The sequence below is a fragment of the Rheinheimera sp. genome (assembly GCF_030690345.1).
In the GTDB taxonomy this organism is placed as follows: Bacteria; Pseudomonadota; Gammaproteobacteria; order Enterobacterales; family Alteromonadaceae; genus Alishewanella.
The window spans coordinates 279,784-293,892 of record NZ_JAUYGV010000006.1 but is presented as its reverse complement, the minus strand read 5'-3'; the positions used below and the strand labels follow the sequence as shown (position 1 = coordinate 293,892).

Below are 14,109 nucleotides of genomic sequence, written 5' to 3'. Positions count from 1 at the left end.
CCGCCTTACTATAAAAAAGCCGCTGTGTTTACTATTCGGCCAGCGCCGCATGTGTTAACATTTTGCCGTTTTATTAACAAACACACCTAAAGGATGAGTATGAACAAGTCAGTGATAGCGTTGGTTGTAGTAGCGGCAGCTGCCGGCGGCGCTCTGTATTATGCCAATGGCCAGGCAGAAAACGCCATCAAGCAGCAAATAGCACAAGCTAACCAAAGCTACCGCGACGTGGCCGATAGCGGGCTGATGCCGCAAATTGAACTGAACTATAAGGATGTATCGGCCAACGTGCTGACGTCCAGCTATAGCATCAGCGGCCTGGAGGTATCTTTCGGTGAAATGGGCACTGTTGCTACCGTCGATCTGATCACTGCCAAAGGCGTTAAACCGCAGGGCCTGGCCGATAAAGGCAGCATGCAAATGATTGGCGCCAAAGCCGCCCCGGCCGTGTTACAAATGCTGCCCCCGCAAGCCAGCGCCTTTTTGCAAAGCGTGGCGCTGCATGGTGATTACAGCTACGAATATCAGGCCGACGGCCAGCTGTTATTCAGCCAACAAACCCGTATTAACGACGAATTCAGCCTCGGCTATGACTTTACCCTGGCGCAAATGCAGCAGTTTTGGCAATACGCGCGCGAGCTGAGCGAGTTACCGCCGGAGCAGCAACAAGAACTGGTAGGCGATGATGCCTATATGGAGCAAATGCTGGCCAAACTGGTTACCGGCGCACTAAGCAAAGGCACGGTTACTATTGAAAACAACGGCTTTATTGAGCGCACCGTTGCCATGGCCGCAGAGCAAGGTCAGGCACCGGATCTGGACACCATTAAAGGTATGGCACTGATGAATATTGCCATGCTGGAGCCATTACCACAGAGCATGAAAGACAGCCTGACAGCCTTTGTCAATAACCCCGGCAAGCTGGAACTGAGCTTTAACTTTGCCGAGCCGTTACAGTTTGAAAAGCTGTATACCGGTGAACCGATAGCCGGGCTGGATACGCCGGAAGCCATTATCGAATACGCCAACCTGCAACTGAAAGCTAACTAAGCCGGCAGTATCAAACCGGAAGACTCTGCTATGCAGCTATAAGTTTGTTACCGCTAAGCGCACTGTTACCCTGCGCTTAGTGGTATCTGGCGCCTATGCAGAGTTTTACCTTTGTTCTTTACTACGACGCGTCGTCAGCTCTTGTTTAAGTTCAGCACTAAGTTGTTGAATTTCCGGCATCACATCTTTCATCATCTTTTGCGAAAGCATCATAGATTCACTCATTATTGCCGGCATTTTTTCCACCAGTGAACGTCCCGTTGCAGAACGATAGAAAATCAGCATGTCTTGAACTTCTTTTTCAGTGTAGTGCTTTAAATATATATCTATCATCGGGTCTTTCATTTTTGCCCAAGACATCTTTTCTTTAACTACAGCGCCAACTTGCTGCATAAAATTATCAAAAATATCCTGTTCAGACGGCTTTACGCCAATCTGCTGTCCCATACCAGCAAACATTTGATCCATTTGGGTATAGATACCGTCAAGCATTGAATCTGCGTTCGTTAGCTGCAGCAGCTCTTCTATGCTCTGCCTGTTGCTTGATTCAGCATAAACTGACGTATGCATTACCAGACATAAAATCCCTGCAATCAATTTTTTCATGTGACTTCCTTAGCGTAAAATTCATATAACCAAGCTATAAAACAGCTTTTCCGGCACAATGACTGCTTTTCTGGCCGGCGACCAATGCCAGTTTAGCACGACAACATTATAGCGCCATGACGTTGAGTCTCCCGTGCAGGCCGGCACAACTCACCGGCCGGCTATGACAACACAGCGTTAACTCTCGCCTTTAGCTCTGGCAATAGCTGCTCTGCAAACCACGGGTTGCGTTTCAGCCAGATATTATTACGCGGGCTGGGGTGTGGCAGCGGGATGATATGCGGTAAATATTGCTGCCAGGCCGCCACGGTTTGGGTAAGCGATGTTTTATTATCAGGCAAATGCCAGGCCTGCGCATATTTACCAATCACAAGCGTCAGTTGCAGATTTTTTAACGGCTGCAGCAGCGCCTGGCGCCACGCTGGCGCACACTCCGGCCGTGGCGGCAGGTCGCCACTTTTGCCGCTACCGGGAAAACAAAAGCCCATTGGCAATATTGCCACCAGCTGTGGGTTATAAAATTGCTCCGCCGTTAAGCCCAGCCAGCCACGTAAACGCTCGCCACTGGCGTCGGTAAAGGGCACACCGGCCTCATGTGCTTTTAGCCCCGGCGCCTGGCCGGCAATTAAAATGCGGGCTTGCGGGTGCCACTGCAAAATAGGCCGCGGCCCCAGCGGTAAATGCGCTGCACACAAGCTGCAGCACCGTACATCGTCAAGCATGCTCAGCCGCCGCATAAATCCAGCACTCAGTACCGGACTTCAGCGTCGCTTTTACCCGCACATAAGCATCAACCTCGTAGTCGTCTGCTTGCGCTAATTCAGCATCGGTTAGCTCAAATACGGTGCCGGGCACCTCATCGGTAATATTGCCGCTAAATCGCAGAATCGGGTGAAATGCCTTGCCGCTTTCGCGCAGCACCCGTTCGTCAGTAATTTCAACTTCGCCGATAATATAGCCCTGCAGAATATCTTTACTGCCGCTTAGCTCGCGGCCAAAGTTGGCTAACTGGACGTTTTTTTGCTGCAAAGTGCCGTAAGAGAATAGTTTGGCCATGGTTAACCTTGCTCAGTGTTGAATGTTGAGTGTTGAGTGTTGAGTGCGATAAGTTTACTGCCGCACTGGGCGAAGGTACAGCTCCTTCCCGGCTGCAAATCGGCATCTAGCGTCAACGCTAAACAAAGGCGATCCAACGGCCGGCAGTGATAATGGCAAGCCATAGCGTAAGCGAGATAAAGGCGCTGAGTTTCAGCGGTAAAGTGGCTGGCTGGCCAGCCAGAATAGCGCGCCAGCACGCCAGGTTATGTACCAGTGCCACATTAAGCAGCGCCAGACTGATCAGGGCCAGCTTTAGCAAAAAGGCGCTGTTGCCCAGATAGTGTGCCGGCTGCACGCTGAATAACAGCACCCCGGTTAGTATTGCCAACATAAACCCGCCCGCAGCAACCGAGCTTAATAGGGGTGCCAGTTCGCTAAGGCTGCCACGCTTAATGATGTTTAAAATACGTAAGTCGAGCGTGACGATACTGCCTACCAGCAAAGCCAGGCCCAGAATATGTGCTGAGGCTACCAGCGGATAGCCGATGTCCGACTGACGCAATGCCGATGCTAATGCTGTATCTGCCAAACTCAGAAACAACGCCGTCAGCATTACAGCTTAGTCCTCACGCAGCAGTTCCGGATAAAAGGTATATTGCTTGTTATTAATAGTGGCACGTACCGCTTTGATAATATGTTCAGCTTTGTTGGCAGAGCGGTGGCCACGAATCAGTACCTGGTCGCCTGTTTTGGCCTCACCTTCAACAAAACCGGCACTTTTAGTTTGCCGCGGGTTACCTAAATCCACCTGCCAGCGGCCGGTATCGGTCTCAATCATCAGCCGGGGGTGAGGCGGCCCGATAAAAACCTCGGTGATAGTGCCGGTCATTTCTGTTTGTTTGTCTTCGGTCCAGTTCCAACCGTGGTGGGCTGCTGCTTCAGGTAACCAAAGCAGTAGCGCCGCCAGAGCGCTGATAACCGTAATTGCCGTGTTTTTGCTACGCATATATTTACCCCGCCGCTAACATAAACCGGCCTTAAGTATACAAAGCTGACAGGGTATTGCCATGCTAAGTAAATAAACCTTCAAGCTGTGCTTTTTGTTCAGCGCTTAGCCCATCGATAGATTTAATTGCATCTTCAAGTGCTGCTTTAGCATCATCCGCTAATTTAAAATGCAGGTAGGCCTTTATTAAGGCGGCATGTGCGTTTAAGGATTGAGAATAAGTTTTTCGATTCCACTTGAGCAGTGCCAACGCATCATCCTGCCGGTTTAAGTATTGTAACCATTGGCCATATCCAGCGGCTCTGTCTTCAGGAATAGCCATCGGAGTATTTAGCAGCTTCGAACGCTTCTCAAAGTTAGTCTGCAAATCGGCTAAGGTTTGCGGCGATTCAGGGATGGCCCAACCTGAGAATAAGTGTTTTAAACCATAGTACTGCCCTTGCAACACTGTTGTGTTATGAGTTTCGTTGCTAAAAGTCTGGCTCACCACTGCCAGCTTTTCAGTTGGGTAACGTTGCGTCAATTCGACAAATCCCTGAAAGGGTTCTGTCATTGTCGACTCTTCATTGGCAATAGAAACATATAAACGCCCCTGCAGCTGCCGGCTCTTCAAAGCAGCTTCTGACAACCCAAGCATTTGATTTTTATTCCAATATAAAGACGGGCTGATAGCTATAACACCATTGAACAACCCGGGTCGCTTTACCAGTGCATTAATAGCAAACTGACCACCATGTGAGGTGCCGGACAGCGCTTGATAATCCAGAGTACGGTATCGCTGTTTAACTAAAGGGATAACTTCCTGCTCAATAAAGGCTAAAAACCGATCTGCATTGTCTAACTGCTGTGTGTTTTGCTTATCTGCACCCGTAACAGTCAGATCTCTGACACGAGTCTGCGGCGGGTTCACAATACCCACGACGATCATCTTTGGCGTTTGATCGAATTTTGCCAGGTAATCTAAAGTGCCGGCCGTATGAGGCCCTTGTATATCGCCATCGGTGATATATAAAACCGGAAAACGGTCTTTATTGTTTTGGTAACCCGCAGGCAGATACACCACCAGGTTACGCTGTTCTGCCAGCACCGTGCTGTCAATCACCAGCTGTTGAATTTCAGTGTAATTCCCCGCTGCCCAAGTACTGCAGTGGATCCCCAAAATAAGCAGCATTAAAGCAAAAATTGTTTTTTTCATTATTATTCCGTTTAATTTTAAAAACTGAACATGTCACCCGCGATTAGAACTTGAAACGATTTTAGCGCTAACGCCCGCCACACGCGCGAGCTACTTGTTGCAAGTCGAGCGCCCAAAGGGCGAGGCTCTGATAACCTCTGTTAGTTGCCAAGTTTTGCCAGAACCCTTTGGCGAGTGAAAAAATTCAATAAAATAAACTCGTAGAAAAAGTAAAAAGCGGCAACAGCAGAGCCGCTTGCGATTGCAGCCAACCAATAATTGCTCGTATTTGAAAATACAATCAAACCTACTACTTTACCAAGCCACATTGTTAAAATTATACCTGTATAAAAAATTACAACCTCCAACCAATGAGGCTCAATAGATTTTAGAATCTCAGTCTGCTGACTTTGAGAGTAAAGGCTTAATTCAGGTATATTTGTCTTTCTAAAATAGAAATTCTTCATGGGTAACTCGGGTAAATAACGCCCGGCTTTGGGGCGGACTTGTAGCCGCGCCGCAGCGGAAAGGCCGTCCCAGCGCCGAAGGCGCGACAACAGCCGATTGTTAGGCATGCTTTAGCATCCTTTTAAGCTCAGTTATAGACAGTGCTGGTTGTCGTAAATGAGTTAAACGATGACATGTTGGACATAGTGATATCAAATCACTTAGTTGAGTTGTAGTTTCCCCAGACTCTGAAAGTGGAAACTTATGATGGCATTCAATTGCATATTTACCATTAACACTTAGCTTAAATCCACATGCTTGGCATTTATAATCATCCCTCTTCTTGCATTCATCAGCTAAGTTTTTATTCCTCTTACGTTCAAAGTATTGGAAATCTATCAGATAGCCTTCTATCGCTTTAGGGGAATTAACACTATCAAATTCTACAACTTTATTATTATCTGCATAAAAGCTTTTCAGCAGTGATAAATAGTAAGATGCATTTACAGATTTCTCTGAGTAATCTGTTGTTTTATATGAGCCATTCGCTCGATGTCGCTCAAAAAAAAGTTTGGCATTACTTGATTTTCTGCGAGTCCCCGAACTGTTTGGAGTAAACACAAAACCATCACCAACCACTTCAACAGTAAATGTACTTTTCCCACCGATAGTTGGCAGTTTTTTATTAGATTGCAATCTGACAAACGCCATAAATTTTTTAAACTGCAAATCAACCATGAAGCCTCCTGAATGCCTAACATTTTATTCTTGAGCATGCTCGTTTTCTCAATTCCGATAGAGGGAGCAGAAATTGATAATTTATTGAAAAATAACCATAAATCTTCAACTTCCATTGTCACAGTCTGGAAAAACAAGCATGCACTATATTTCGGCGGTTGTGCGTGATATTTCTGCGCAACGCGGCTTTAAGTCCCTAATTTATAGCAGGTAGATAGCACAGGCAACAATATAAAAAAACACCTCAGGGCAGATATGCCGCTGAGGTGTTTTTGTTAACTGTCAGCCCGTTGGATCGCAGCTGACAGAGCATTCGCTTACCCCAACCAGGGCTGGCTGGCTTTGCGGCTTTGTTCGTAGTCGGCAATTTGCGAATTTAACTGCTCGCTGCTGCCGATAAAATCCAGCCCGGATAACAACCGCTGTTTAATATCGGCGTCGATATTAAAGCCCATCGCCGCGTTATTGCCGAACATAATTTCCTGGCTGGCTAAGTCAATTTGCCACTGCTGCGGGCCTTGCTGGCAGCGGTTAAACAGTAAGTCGATATTGGTTTTGCTCAGCTGAATTAACAACATGGCGTTATTAACGCTGTTATTAAAGAAAATATCGGCAAAGCTTTCGGCAATAATCACGGTAAAGCCATACTGTTTAATCGCCCAGGGCGCGTGTTCGCGACTGGAGCCACAGCCAAAGTTAGCCCGCGTTAGCAAAATACTGGCGCCTTTATACTCCGGCCGGTTAACAACAAAATCCGGGTTCGGCGCACCATCGGCCAGATAACGCCAGTCATAAAACATTGCCTCGGCAAAGCCGTCACGGCTGACACTGGTTAAAAACTGCTTGGGGATAATCTGGTCGGTATCGACGTTGTTTTTATCCAGCGGGCACACCAGGCCCTGTGCAAAAATCTTACTCATGCCTGATCTCCTTTTGCATTGGCAACAGCGGCAATATTAACAAACTTACCGGCAATCGCCGCTGCAGCGGCCATCGCCGGGCTAACCAGATGGGTGCGCGCGCCGCGGCCCTGACGGCCTTCAAAGTTACGGTTTGACGTAGAAGCACAGCGCTGGCCGGCTTCCACTCTGTCATCATTCATACCCAGGCACATGCTGCAACCCGGTTCCCGCCATTCAAAACCGGCGTCTTTAAAAATCGTGGCTAAGCCTTCAGCCTCAGCCTGGCGTTTTACCACGCCTGAGCCCGGTACTACTAAGGCGCGCACGCCGGCAGCGACTTTTTTGCCCTGCACCACACTTGCGGCAGCGCGTAGGTCTTCAATCCGGCTGTTGGTGCAACTGCCGATAAACACCACGTCCACGCTGCAGTCGGTCAGCTTTTGCCCGGGCTCCAGCCCCATATAGGCCAGCGCCCGTTCAGCGGCGTCGCGCTTGGTGGCATCAGTAAAACTATCTGGTGAGGGTACGCTTTGATCCACTGCCATTACCTGCTCGGGGTTAGTGCCCCAGGTAATTTGCGGCGTAATAGCAGCGGCATCAATCTTCACCACCTGATCAAACAGCGCATCGGCATCGGAATACAGGCTTTGCCAATACTGTACGGCGGCATCCCAATGCTGTGATTGGGGCGCATGCGCCTTGCCTTTGATGTAATCGAAAGTAGTTTGATCCGGTGCAATCAGCCCGGCTTTAGCGCCCATTTCAATGCTCATATTGCACAGCGTCATCCGTCCTTCCATGCTCATGGCGCGGATAGCACTGCCGCTAAATTCAGCGACAAAACCATTCCCACCGGCAGTACCCAGCTTGCCTATTACCGCCATGATCACGTCTTTTGGCGTAACATAGGCGCTTAACTCGCCATTAATCTCCACTTTTAATGTTTTTGCCTGCTGCTGCGGCAGTGTTTGCGTCGCCAGTACGTGCTCTACCTCTGAAGTACCAATACCAAAGGCCAGCGCGCCAAAGGCGCCGTGGGTAGAGGTGTGCGAGTCACCACAGACGATAATCATGCCAGGCTGGGTTAAACCCTGCTCGGGGCCAATCACATGCACTATGCCCTGATCCGGATGGGTTAAATCCAGCAGCGGAATACGGTTTTCTTCGCAGTTGGCGGCTAAGGCCTCCAGCTGCTTGCGCGAAGTCTCACCGGCGGCGTCGATACTGCGGCGCTGCGTTGACACATTATGGTCCATAGTAGCAAAGGTTAAATCCGGCCGGCGCACGCTGCGGTTCGCCAGCTTTAAACCGGAAAACGCCTGCGGTGAGGTGACCTCATGAATTAAATGCCGGTCAACATACAATAGGTCGGTGCTGGGGTTTAGCTTGCCCACCACATGGCTGGCGTAGATTTTTTGATATAGCGTTTTTGCGAAAGAATCATGGGCCATTAGTTTTGCTCCTGGCGCAAAGTGGCAACAATGGCAGCGCCAACCGCTGCCGTGCCATAAGTGGATTTCGGATTAATATCGCGCGTAACTATGTGCTGCTCCAGGCAGTGCTGCACCGCCTGCTCAATAGCACGGGCGGCGTCTTCTTCGCCAAAGCTGTAGCGCAACATTAAAGCGGCACTTAAAATTTGTGCTATCGGGTTGGCGATGCCCTTGCCGGCAATATCCGGCGCGCTGCCACCGGCCGGCTCGTACAAGCCAAAGCCGTTACCGTTTAAACTGGCCGAAGGCAACAGGCCCAGCGAACCGGCAATAGCAGCGATTTCATCAGATAAAATATCGCCAAACAGGTTGTCGCACAGCAATACATCAAACTGCTGTGGGCTGCGAATTAGCTGCATAGCAGCGTTATCGATATACATATGCTCCAGCGTTACGCCCGGGTAGTCTTTCGCCACCCGCTCTACGGTTTCGCGCCATAAAATACTGGTTTGCAGCACATTGGCTTTATCAATAGAAGTGACCTTATTGCTGCGCTTTGTTGCTGCTTCAAAGGCTACTTTGGCAATACGTTCAATCTCCGCCACGCTGTAACGCTGGGTATCAAAGGCATCAGTATCGCTGCGGCCTTTTTCGCCAAAATAAATGCCGCCGGTCAGCTCGCGCACGCACAGTACATCCATGCCTAAACTGCTGACACGCGGGTGCAGCGGCGATAAGTCGGCAAAGGCCGGGTAAATTTGCCCCGGGCGCAAATTGCAGAATAAATCGAAGGTTTTACGAAGTGGCAACAAGGAGCCGCGTTCAGGCTGTTTATCCGGGGCTAAACCGGTCCACTTTGGCCCGCCGACCGAGCCAAATAAAATGGCGTCGCTTTGCTGGCATACCGACAAGGTTTGCGCCGGTAAGGGCTCGCCGGTGGCATCGATGGCAGCGCCGCCAACTAACGCCGGTGTTAACGTTAAGCCAAACTGGAATTTATCCGCCACTACCTGTAACACTTTTTCCGCCTCGGCCATTACCTCCGGGCCTATACCATCACCGGCTAATACCGCGATTTTATAATGCTTGTTGCTCTGTGTACTCATTACTATTCCCCTGCGGCAATCTTGTTGGTGTTCTGACGGGCGTGTTTATGGGCGTCAATGGTTTGCGCACGCTGGATCATATTCAGCACATGCACATAGGCCAGCACCGAGCTGCGCACTATGTCGGTAGCCAAACCGGCACCATGAAAACGACGGCCTTCATGCTCGGCAATAATATCCACCTGCCCCAGCGCATCTTCGCCGCTGCCTTTGGCCTGTAGGTTAAAGTCGACCATCTTAATATTCAGTTTGCTGATGCGGGCAATAGCACTAAAGGCCGCCTCAACCGGGCCATTGCCGGTAGCCGCTTCAGTAAAAACTTTATCGCCACAGCGCAGGCCCACAGTAGCGCTTGCCACATGGCCGGTATGGGTGGACGAGCTTAAAAACTCCAGCGCGTAGTAGTCGTTTTGCTCCTGCATGTTTTCAAAAAACACCAGCGCCTCTAAGTCGTAATCAAACACCCGGCCTTTTTGGTCGGCCAACGCAACAAAGCTTTTGTATACCGCTTCTAAGTCATAATCGCCGTCGGTATAACCTAATTCGGCTAAGCGGTGTGAAATAACATGCCGGCCCGAGCGCGAGGTTAAGTTCAGCTCGTTCTGGCGAATGCCGACTTGCTCCGGTGCCATAATTTCATAAGTGTTTTGTGCTTTTAACACACCGTCCTGGTGAATGCCGGAGCTGTGGGCAAAGGCGTTCTCACCGACAATGGCTTTATTCGGCTGGATTGGCATATTACAAATTTGGCTAACCAGGTGGCTGCTGCGGTAAATTTCAGTAGTTTTAATATCGGTATACAGCGGCGCCAACACGTCTTTGCGGGTATTGATAATCATCGCCACTTCTTCCAGCGAACAGTTACCGGCGCGCTCACCAATACCATTTACCGTACATTCAATTTGCCGCGCGCCGGCCTGAATAGCACTGATGCTGTTAGCCACTGCCAAGCCTAAATCGTTATGGCAATGCACGCTTAAGCGGGCTTTATCGATATTCGGCACCTTGTTACGCAGGGTACTGATAATGGCTGCAAATTCGTTCGGGATGGTGTAACCGACGGTATCCGGAATATTGATGGTGGTAGCACCGGCAGCAATGGCGCGCTCAACTATCCAGCATAAATCGTCAATTGGCGTGCGGCCGGCATCTTCACAGGAAAACTCGATATCGTCGGTATAGCGGCTGGCCAGTTTAATCGCCGCCACCGCCTGCTCACTGGCCTGGGCCAGGGTTTTACGCAGTTTATACTGTAAATGCAGCGGCGAGGTGGCGATAAAGGTATGAATGCGCCGGCGCTCTGCATCTTTTAACGCTTCGCCACAGGCCTCGATATCGGCACTGACAGCACGGGCCAGGCCGCATATTATCGGGCCTTTTACTTCGCGTGCAATGCGCTGCACTGAGTCAAAATCACCCGGGCTGGAGACCGGAAAGCCCACTTCCATTACATCGACATTTAACCTGGCAATAGCATGCGCCAGTTGAATTTTTTGCTTCTGGCTTAAGCTGGCGCGCAAGGCCTGCTCGCCGTCGCGTAAGGTGGTGTCAAAGATCCAAATTTTATTGTCGCCGCTCATCGTGTTTGTCCTGTTCCGTTATCTCGGTTTAGGTTGCAACCTGTGGCGGGGGCTTAAAATGCAAAAAACCCCGGCCAGTGGCACGGGGTTTTAGCTTTATCGGTTCGTTACGTTTTTACCAATAAGCGACACCCCGCGCGCCGGTGAGGAGCACGAGGAGGCTAATTGTAGAAACGCGACGGTTTAAATTCATTGATTGCTCTGTTGGTTACTTTGGTTAGCAAAACGCCAATAGTAATAGCATGGTTATTTTTTAACTGCAACAGTATAGATGGCTAAATGGAAAAATAATCAAAAATGCGCCTTTACCAGCAGGTTGATATTCGACTCGTGCGTGCGAAACTGCGGGCTGTCGGCAATACCGTATTTATTGCGCCAATAGACATATTCCACGCCGACATACAGTTTAGATTTCCAGTTAAACAACGGATGCAGCGCCCATTTTAGTTGCGATGTCATATTCATACTGGCACTCTGCTCCTGTGTAGCGCTGCTCCAGTCCATAAAGCCATCAAATAAAAACTGCTGCTTGCCCAAACTAAATGGCACCGCCCAGGTAGTGGTAAGCTGCCAGTTGTCAGCTACACCATCGTTATTGCGGCGGTAAAAATTCAGGTTAAGGTAATTAAACCCCGGCACGGTTAAATCGGTGGCAACGCCATATAATAAATGCGTGCTCAGTGACGACATCTCCACTGTGCTGGTAAACAGCACGTCCTTGATCACGCCAAATTGCATTGGTTTATCGCGCAGTTTGCCCAAACTGAGCCTGGGCGACCACTCGGCATAGTTGCTGCGGCTGCCGTTATCGCCACGCAGATGGTCGAGAAAGAAAAAACTGTCGCCCCAGCTGGCACCGGCAACATGCTCAAAGGTCAGCACCTGTTTATCCGGGCCATCAACGCGGTAGTTGCTGCCGTTTAAATAAGTCACGCTGAAATCCTGCCATAGCACCTCAGCCTGTAGTGGCAGGCTACTGAACACGACCAGCAGTAATACAGTATGTGTTTTCATTCTTACACCTTAAACTGCGTAACCAGAGTACGCAGTTGTTCTGCCCGCTGTTGCAGCAAGCTAATGGCTTTAAGTTGTTGTTCGGCGTTATGGTGGATGCTGGCGGCACTGTCGGAGATTAAGTGTGCCGACTCGTTAATATGCTCTACCACTGTACCCTGCTCTTCTGTCGCGGCCGCAACCTGATGATTTCCGGCGCTGATCGCTTCAAATTTTTGTTTAATACTCAGCAGTGCTGCGGCCGACTGTTCTGTACGCTCTGCAACTTGCTTACTGCTGGCCGTGCCCTGCTGAATAGCTGCGGTAGATTGCTGTGCCGTTTGCTGCAGCCGCGTAATTTGGTCGCGAATTTCCAGCGTCGACTCCTGAGTACGTTTGGCCAGATTACGCACTTCATCGGCCACCACGGCAAAACCCCGGCCCTGCTCTCCGGCGCGTGCGGCTTCTATTGCCGCGTTCAATGCCAGTAAGTTGGTTTGCTCCGAGATAGCGTTAATCACTTCAACCACCGAGTTAATGGCGGCCGCCTGGTTGGCAAAATCGACAATGGTTGTTTCAATATCGCCCATTACCGTATTCAGCTGCTGCATGGTGCGCGATGTCAGCGCCATATTGTCATTGGTACTGTGAGTGTCGTGCACAGCGGCTTCGGTATCATTGGCGGTGCGATGGGCAATACCGGACACTTCAGCAATAGTCTGGCCCATTTCAGTAATAGCAGTGGCCACTTGATCAGTTTGCGCCCGCTGTAATTCAGTCGAGCTAAAGGTGTCGTTGGCCAGCTGCGCCAGCTGTTCAATACCGGCTTTCATTGCGGTTTCAGTGTGCTGTATCTCGGCGACCAGCTCACGGATTTTGCCAATAATGGCGTTAAAGCCTTTAGCTAAATGACCCAGCTCGTTGTCGTGACTGTCGTCCAGTCGTTTGGTTAAGTCGCCGCCGTCACCCGACATCTGCAGCAGGTTTTCTCCCACTTGCCGAATCGAGTTGCTCAACGAGTTGGCAAACACCACTGTCAGCGCAATAAATATGCCGGCCAGCACAATACTGGCAAGTACCGAAAACGAGATCACGCTGTTAATGGCACCGCTGATTTCCGCCGACGGCAACACCGCCACCAGCTTAAGCCCGGTGTCACGAATATCCTGTACGCCGATATACACCGGCTCATTATCCAGTTCGGTTTGCTGCAGGCTAAAGCCGGTGCTGTGCTGCTTAATTTGTTGCGCCACAGCCTGATATTGCGGCAACTGCTGAATATTTTGCCGCGCCAGCGCCAGGTTGCGGTGCACCACTATCATGCCGTTGGCGTCGACCAAAAACAAAAAGCCGTTTTGGCCCAGTTTATAGCCCGATACCAGGCTGGCGATGGCCGAGACGTCATAACCCAGCCCGGCCACACCGGCACGTTTGCCCTCTACCTTAACTGCAGCATTGACAAACAGCGTCAGCTTGCCGCTGCGCTCATCGGCATCTATCGCCAGTTCGCGGTTAGCGTTGCCGTTTAAAAAAGTAAAAAACCAGCTGTCACGTGGCTCACTGGCTGAAATAGTCTTAAACACGCCGCCTTCGGTGTAATAGGTTTTGCTGTAGTCCGACACCCAAAACAGCGTCGACGCGCCGGCGTCCTGTTGCTGCTGCTTAAAGTAGCGCAATACCTGAGCATGATTCGCCGCGGCGGTTTCGCCTTCACGCATCCAGTGGTGCAATAAGCTGTTGCCGGCCAGGTTTTCCGACAAGGTAATCGGGTACATCAGCTCTGACCGCACCTGCTCGCCAATACGGCCGACACTGTTAGGCAAATATTCGGTTTCTGTCTGGCCGTAATACAGGCCGGAAAACTGGTTAATATTGATCAGCGTGGCAACCAGCGTTAGCAACGCCAACGCCAGGCCAACAAAGGCAATAAATACCGTACGCAGTTTAAATTGGTGCATGGTTGCTCCATCAGATGCAGGCAGGACGACAAAGTTTTAGTAGCAACGCGACGTTAACCGACTGCGACTTAAACACAA

General features: G+C 50.1%; 15 protein-coding genes. 1 reads left to right on the top strand and 14 read right to left on the bottom strand.

Annotated elements, in window-relative coordinates:
- The first annotated feature begins 99 nt into the window (after positions 1-99).
- Positions 100-1,050, top strand: coding sequence for a hypothetical protein (locus tag Q8O77_RS05925; protein WP_305551929.1), 951 nt, complete (start codon positions 100-102; stop codon positions 1,048-1,050).
- Between the two features lie 105 nt (positions 1,051-1,155).
- Here Q8O77_RS05925 and Q8O77_RS05920 read toward each other — a convergent pair whose 3' ends face one another.
- The 14 genes from Q8O77_RS05920 to Q8O77_RS05855 all read right to left on the bottom strand — a co-directional run bounded on the left by Q8O77_RS05920 (position 1,156) and on the right by Q8O77_RS05855 (position 14,031).
- Positions 1,156-1,656, bottom strand: coding sequence for a DUF2059 domain-containing protein (locus Q8O77_RS05920; protein ID WP_305551928.1), 501 nt, complete (start codon positions 1,654-1,656; stop codon positions 1,156-1,158).
- A gap of 161 nt (positions 1,657-1,817) precedes the next feature.
- A complete protein-coding gene (locus Q8O77_RS05915; RefSeq protein WP_305551927.1) occupies positions 1,818-2,378 on the bottom strand; it encodes a uracil-DNA glycosylase family protein in 561 nt (186 codons plus the stop codon).
- Positions 2,371-2,712, bottom strand: coding sequence for a gamma-glutamylcyclotransferase family protein (locus tag Q8O77_RS05910; protein ID WP_305551926.1), 342 nt, complete (start codon positions 2,710-2,712; stop codon positions 2,371-2,373). The genes Q8O77_RS05915 and Q8O77_RS05910 overlap by 8 nt, the downstream gene beginning before the upstream one ends.
- A gap of 118 nt (positions 2,713-2,830) precedes the next feature.
- Positions 2,831-3,307 (bottom strand): DUF6644 family protein, encoded by a 477-nt coding sequence (locus tag Q8O77_RS05905; RefSeq protein ID WP_305551925.1) that lies wholly within the window; start codon positions 3,305-3,307, stop codon positions 2,831-2,833.
- A gap of 6 nt (positions 3,308-3,313) precedes the next feature.
- A complete protein-coding gene (locus Q8O77_RS05900; protein ID WP_305551924.1) occupies positions 3,314-3,700 on the bottom strand; it encodes a DUF6152 family protein in 387 nt (128 codons plus the stop codon).
- Between the two features lie 64 nt (positions 3,701-3,764).
- Positions 3,765-4,895, bottom strand: a complete 1,131-nt coding sequence (locus Q8O77_RS05895; RefSeq protein ID WP_305551923.1) for an alpha/beta hydrolase — start codon at positions 4,893-4,895, stop codon at positions 3,765-3,767.
- Between the two features lie 140 nt (positions 4,896-5,035).
- Positions 5,036-5,449, bottom strand: coding sequence for a hypothetical protein (locus tag Q8O77_RS05890; RefSeq protein ID WP_305551922.1), 414 nt, complete (start codon positions 5,447-5,449; stop codon positions 5,036-5,038).
- Positions 5,442-6,059, bottom strand: coding sequence for an HNH endonuclease (locus Q8O77_RS05885; protein ID WP_305551921.1), 618 nt, complete (start codon positions 6,057-6,059; stop codon positions 5,442-5,444). The genes Q8O77_RS05890 and Q8O77_RS05885 overlap by 8 nt, the downstream gene beginning before the upstream one ends.
- A gap of 317 nt (positions 6,060-6,376) precedes the next feature.
- Positions 6,377-6,979: a 3-isopropylmalate dehydratase small subunit gene (gene leuD, locus Q8O77_RS05880; protein ID WP_305551920.1), complete on the bottom strand. Its 603-nt coding sequence runs from the start codon at positions 6,977-6,979 to the stop codon at positions 6,377-6,379.
- Positions 6,976-8,412 carry a 3-isopropylmalate dehydratase large subunit gene (gene leuC / locus Q8O77_RS05875; protein ID WP_305551919.1) on the bottom strand — a complete coding sequence of 479 codons (1,437 nt, stop codon included), beginning with the start codon at positions 8,410-8,412 and terminating at the stop codon, positions 6,976-6,978. The genes leuD and leuC overlap by 4 nt, the downstream gene beginning before the upstream one ends.
- Positions 8,412-9,500, bottom strand: a complete 1,089-nt coding sequence (gene leuB / locus Q8O77_RS05870; protein WP_305551918.1) for a 3-isopropylmalate dehydrogenase — start codon at positions 9,498-9,500, stop codon at positions 8,412-8,414. Before leuB ends, leuC begins: the two co-directional genes overlap by 1 nt.
- 2 nt (positions 9,501-9,502) lie before the next feature.
- A complete protein-coding gene (gene leuA / locus Q8O77_RS05865; protein WP_305551917.1) occupies positions 9,503-11,080 on the bottom strand; it encodes a 2-isopropylmalate synthase in 1,578 nt (525 codons plus the stop codon).
- A gap of 291 nt (positions 11,081-11,371) precedes the next feature.
- Complete coding sequence (locus Q8O77_RS05860) at positions 11,372-12,094, bottom strand: DUF5020 family protein (protein WP_305551916.1); 723 nt, start codon at positions 12,092-12,094, stop codon at positions 11,372-11,374.
- 2 nt (positions 12,095-12,096) lie between these two features.
- Positions 12,097-14,031: a methyl-accepting chemotaxis protein gene (locus tag Q8O77_RS05855; protein ID WP_305551915.1), complete on the bottom strand. Its 1,935-nt coding sequence runs from the start codon at positions 14,029-14,031 to the stop codon at positions 12,097-12,099.
- Positions 14,032-14,109: the final 78 nt, after the last annotated feature.

Coding starts and splice junctions, on each gene's coding strand:
- Q8O77_RS05925 (WP_305551929.1), top strand. CDS start 100: ATGAACAAGTCAGTGATAGCGTTGGTTGTAGTAGCGGCAGCTGCCGGC.
- Q8O77_RS05920 (WP_305551928.1), bottom strand. CDS start 1,656: ATGAAAAAATTGATTGCAGGGATTTTATGTCTGGTAATGCATACGTCA.
- Q8O77_RS05915 (WP_305551927.1), bottom strand. CDS start 2,378: ATGCTTGACGATGTACGGTGCTGCAGCTTGTGTGCAGCGCATTTACCG.
- Q8O77_RS05910 (WP_305551926.1), bottom strand. CDS start 2,712: ATGGCCAAACTATTCTCTTACGGCACTTTGCAGCAAAAAAACGTCCAG.
- Q8O77_RS05905 (WP_305551925.1), bottom strand. CDS start 3,307: ATGCTGACGGCGTTGTTTCTGAGTTTGGCAGATACAGCATTAGCATCG.
- Q8O77_RS05900 (WP_305551924.1), bottom strand. CDS start 3,700: ATGCGTAGCAAAAACACGGCAATTACGGTTATCAGCGCTCTGGCGGCG.
- Q8O77_RS05895 (WP_305551923.1), bottom strand. CDS start 4,895: ATGAAAAAAACAATTTTTGCTTTAATGCTGCTTATTTTGGGGATCCAC.
- Q8O77_RS05890 (WP_305551922.1), bottom strand. CDS start 5,449: ATGCCTAACAATCGGCTGTTGTCGCGCCTTCGGCGCTGGGACGGCCTT.
- Q8O77_RS05885 (WP_305551921.1), bottom strand. CDS start 6,059: ATGGTTGATTTGCAGTTTAAAAAATTTATGGCGTTTGTCAGATTGCAA.
- leuD (WP_305551920.1), bottom strand. CDS start 6,979: ATGAGTAAGATTTTTGCACAGGGCCTGGTGTGCCCGCTGGATAAAAAC.
- leuC (WP_305551919.1), bottom strand. CDS start 8,412: ATGGCCCATGATTCTTTCGCAAAAACGCTATATCAAAAAATCTACGCC.
- leuB (WP_305551918.1), bottom strand. CDS start 9,500: ATGAGTACACAGAGCAACAAGCATTATAAAATCGCGGTATTAGCCGGT.
- leuA (WP_305551917.1), bottom strand. CDS start 11,080: ATGAGCGGCGACAATAAAATTTGGATCTTTGACACCACCTTACGCGAC.
- Q8O77_RS05860 (WP_305551916.1), bottom strand. CDS start 12,094: ATGAAAACACATACTGTATTACTGCTGGTCGTGTTCAGTAGCCTGCCA.
- Q8O77_RS05855 (WP_305551915.1), bottom strand. CDS start 14,031: ATGCACCAATTTAAACTGCGTACGGTATTTATTGCCTTTGTTGGCCTG.